Origin of the sequence: Enterobacter cloacae complex sp. IR5412 (genome assembly GCF_049237385.1) — a bacterium.
In the GTDB taxonomy this organism is placed as follows: domain Bacteria; phylum Pseudomonadota; class Gammaproteobacteria; order Enterobacterales; family Enterobacteriaceae; genus Enterobacter; species Enterobacter intestinihominis.
In genome coordinates this window covers 1-3,838 of the sequence record NZ_JBMKHQ010000018.1, presented here as the reverse complement: position 1 = coordinate 3,838, position 3,838 = coordinate 1, and the positions used below count along the sequence as shown (strand labels likewise).

Genomic DNA, 3,838 nt, shown 5'->3' with positions numbered 1-3,838 from the left:
AAAACGCCCACCCGGGGTGAAATCGCACACCTGGTAATTGATTCCACCGGGCTGAAGGTCTTCGGTGAAGGCGAGTGGAAAGTCAAAAAGCATGGCCAGGAACGCCGCCGTATCTGGCGTAAGCTGCATCTCGCCGTTGACAGTAAAACACATGAAATCATCTGCGCTGACCTGTCGCTGAACAACGTTACGGACTCAGAGGCCTTCCCCGGGTTAATCCGGCAAACCCACCGGAAAATCAGGTCAGCCGCCGCCGATGGCGCTTACGATACCCGGCTATGTCACGATGAACTGCGGCATAAGAAAATCAGCGCGCTTATCCCTCCCCGAAAAGGTGCGGGTTACTGGCCCGGTGAATATGCAGACCGTAACCGTGCAGTGGCTAATCAGCGAATGACCGGGAGTAATGCGCGGTGGAAATGGACAACAGATTACAACCGTCGCTCGATAGCGGAAACGGCGATGTACCGGGTAAAACAGCTGTTCGGGGGTTCACTGACGCTGCGTGACTACGATGGTCAGGTTGCGGAGGCTATGGCCCTGGTACGAGCGCTGAACAAAATGACGAAAGCAGGTATGCCTGAAAGCGTGCGTATTGCCTGAAAACACAACCCGCTACGGGGGAGACTTACCCGAAATCTGATTTATTCAACAAAGCCTCGTTAAGGTTAACCTAAGATTTCAGAATGATAATCTCTGCTTTGCAGCGAATAAGGCAATCATAATATTAGATTGAATTGTTGTAATTATCATCAATGTTTTTACTGGTTTACTATTTTCCGGAGGTGTTAATGCCTGTACTTTTCAGGGTGAAAGTTATTCCGCTGGTTTTACTTCTGGCAATGATCTTTGCGTTTTTACTTAACTGGCCAATATTGCTGCATTTTTACGAGATTTTGTCGCATTTAGAGCATGTCAAAATTGGTTTTGTCATTTCTATTCCCTTTGTTCTGGTTGCGGCGCTTAACGTTGTTTTTATGCCTTTCTCAGTTCGTTTTCTGCTGAAACCTTTCTTTGCTTTACTGTTTATCACTGGCTCACTGGTCAGTTATTCGACACTAAAATATAAAGTAATGTTTGATCAAACGATGATTCAAAACATTATTGAAACTAACCCCCAGGAAGCGCATTCCTATCTTAATGGCTCAATTATTATATGGTTCGTCTTTACCGGTATCCTTCCTGCCATCCTCCTTTTTTCAATAAAAATTCAATATCCTGAAAAATGGTATAAAGGCATTGCTTACCGTTTGCTCTCCGTGCTGGCATCGTTGAGTTTGATTGCAGGTGTTGCCGCACTTTATTATCAGGATTATGCCTCTGTCGGCCGCAATAACTCGACATTGAATAAAGAGATCATCCCGGCGAACTACGCTTACAGCACTTTCCAGTATGTTAAGGATACGTACTTTACGACTAAAGTGCCTTTCCAGACGCTGGGGAATGATGCTAAACGCGTCGTCGCTCACGAAAAACCCACGCTGATGTTCCTGGTGATTGGCGAAACGGCACGCAGCCAGAATTTCTCGATGAACGGTTATTCGCGTGATACCAATGCCTTTACCAGCAAATCCGGCGGCGTTATTTCGTTTAAAAATATGCATTCCTGCGGTACCGCTACCGCAATATCCGTTCCGTGCATGTTCTCGAATATGAATCGCACCGAGTACGACAGTAAAAAAGCATCTAACAGTGAAAATTTCCTCGACATCGTGCAGAAAACCGGTGTCTCGCTGTTATGGAAAGAGAACGATGGCGGTTGTAAAGGCGTATGTAGCCGCATCCCGACTGTCGAAATTAAGCCTAGTGATAACCCGAAACTGTGCGATGGCAAAACGTGCCATGACGAGGTGATGCTGGAAAACCTTGATGATGAAATCGCCAAAATGCCAGGTGATAAGCTTGTCGCCTTCCATATCATTGGCAGCCATGGACCGACTTATTACCTGCGTTATCCGGCTGAGCATCGCCACTTCATGCCCGAATGTGCACGTAGCGATATCGAAAACTGTACTCAGGAACAATTGGTCAACACCTACGACAACACCCTTCGTTATACAGACTATGTATTAGCTGAGATGATTGAAAAGCTAAAAAATTACAGCGATCAGTACAACACCGTGCTGCTTTATGTGTCCGATCATGGTGAATCATTGGGCGAAAGCGGGCTATATCTGCACGGCACGCCGTACAAACTGGCACCGGATCAGCAGACGCATATTCCGATGCAGGTCTGGATGTCACCGGGCTTTATCGCCGGGAAACACATCAACATGTCTTGCCTTGAAAATAATGCGGCGAAAAAATCATATTCCCACGACAACCTGTTCTCATCGATTTTGGGGCTGTGGGACGTAAGCACCAGCGTCTATAATCCTGACCGCGATTTGTTCCGCGAATGCCGTGGCTGGTAATGACTCCAACTTATTGATAGTGTTTTATGTTCAGATAATGCCCGATGACTTTGTCATGCAGCTCCACCGATTTTGAGAACGACAGCGACTTCCGTCCCAGCCGTGCCAGGTGCTGCCTCAGATTCAGGTTATGCCGCTCAATTCGCTGCGTATATCGCTTGCTGATTACGTGCAGCTTTCCCTTCAGGCGGGATTCATACAGCGGCCAGCCATCCGTCATCCATATCACCACGTCAAAGGGTGACAGCAGGCTCATAAGACGCCCCAGCGTCGCCATAGTGCGTTCACCGAATACGTGCGCAACAACCGTCTTCCGGAGCCTGTCATACGCGTAAAACAGCCAGCGCTGGCGCGATTTAGCCCCGACGTATCCCCACTGTTCGTCCATTTCCGCGCAGACGATGACGTCACTGCCCGGCTGTATGCGCGAGGTTACCGACTGCGGCCTGAGTTTTTTAAATGGCGGAAAATCGTGTTGAGGCCAACGCCCATAATGCGGGCGGTTGCCCGGCATCCAACGCCATTCATGGCCATATCAATGATTTTCTGGTGCGTACCGGGTTGAGAAGCGGTGTAAGTGAACTGCAGTTGCCATGTTTTACGGCAGTGAGAGCAGAGATAGCGCTGATGTCCGGCAGTGCTTTTGCCGTTACGCACCACCCCGTCAGTAGCTGAACAGGAGGGACAGCTGATAGAAACAGAAGCCACTGGAGCACCTCAAAAACACCATCATACACTAAATCAGTAAGTTGGCAGCATCACCCCTTTTTTGCAGCTCCACCGCAAAAAAAGGTGACAGTAACCGGAGGTCAGATTGCAGGCGCTTGTTAACTCTTTTGCCAGATTTGATAACAATAGTTAATGTTAGACTCGAAATCTTGCTCAAATACCAACTTGAATGTATCTGGGATTTCAGGAAAAACTATGTCTCCATCTCGCTCGATGTCGACTGTTGAAATATGCAAAGTATCTACTTTGGAAATCAAGCTTTTGTATATTTCACCACCACCAGAAACGATAACATGATCCGTGATTTCCTCTAAATTTATTAAGGCATCCTGAATTGAGGAGAAAACCATTACACCCTCATCATTCGTAGAAAAATTAGAGCGAGTTACAACTGCATACTTTCGATTTGGGAGAGCGCCCATTGACTCAAAAGTTTTGCGTCCAACTAAAAGCCATTGATTATATGTAATTGCCTTAAATAGAAGTTGCTCGCCTTTGGCGCTCCATGGAATATCTGGTCCATTACCGATAATACCGTTCTTCGACTTGGCAGCCATTAGTGATAACTTCACGATTTCTCCCTCGAGTTAACTTTGTTTTAGGGCGACTGCCCTGCTGCGTAACATCGTTGCTGCTCCATAACATCAAACATCGACCCACGGCGTAACGCGCTTGCTGCTTGGATGCCCGAGGCA

4 protein-coding genes are annotated in these 3,838 nt (G+C 47.4%); 2 read left to right on the top strand and 2 right to left on the bottom strand.

Annotated elements, in window-relative coordinates; all coding sequences use genetic code 11:
* Window positions 1-603 (top strand): IS5-like element IS903B family transposase (locus ACOTX2_RS22355; protein WP_421625993.1); only part of this gene is annotated, 603 nt, incomplete at its 5' end.
* A 188-nt stretch (window positions 604-791) separates the two neighbouring features.
* On the top strand, window positions 792-2,414 hold the full coding sequence (locus ACOTX2_RS22350) for a phosphoethanolamine--lipid A transferase MCR-9.2 (RefSeq protein ID WP_044704969.1): 1,623 nt from the start codon (window positions 792-794) through the stop codon (window positions 2,412-2,414).
* A gap of 10 nt (window positions 2,415-2,424) precedes the next feature.
* On the opposite strand, the gene ACOTX2_RS22345 is transcribed toward ACOTX2_RS22350, so the two are convergent.
* A protein-coding gene (locus tag ACOTX2_RS22345; protein ID WP_095033700.1) for an IS1-like element IS1B family transposase occupies window positions 2,425-3,122 on the bottom strand; the annotation gives its coding sequence in 2 pieces (ribosomal slippage) (window positions 2,425-2,873 and window positions 2,873-3,122; 699 coding nt in all).
* A 119-nt stretch (window positions 3,123-3,241) separates the two neighbouring features.
* Entirely contained in the window at window positions 3,242-3,715 is a 474-nt protein-coding gene (gene dfrA16 / locus ACOTX2_RS22340; RefSeq protein WP_032490158.1) for a trimethoprim-resistant dihydrofolate reductase DfrA16, read from the bottom strand.
* Window positions 3,716-3,838 lie beyond the last annotated feature (123 nt).

Excerpts from the sequence above, each read along its gene's own strand:
- ACOTX2_RS22350 (WP_044704969.1), top strand. The coding sequence starts at position 792 with ATGCCTGTACTTTTCAGGGTGAAAGTTATTCCGCTGGTTTTACTTCTG.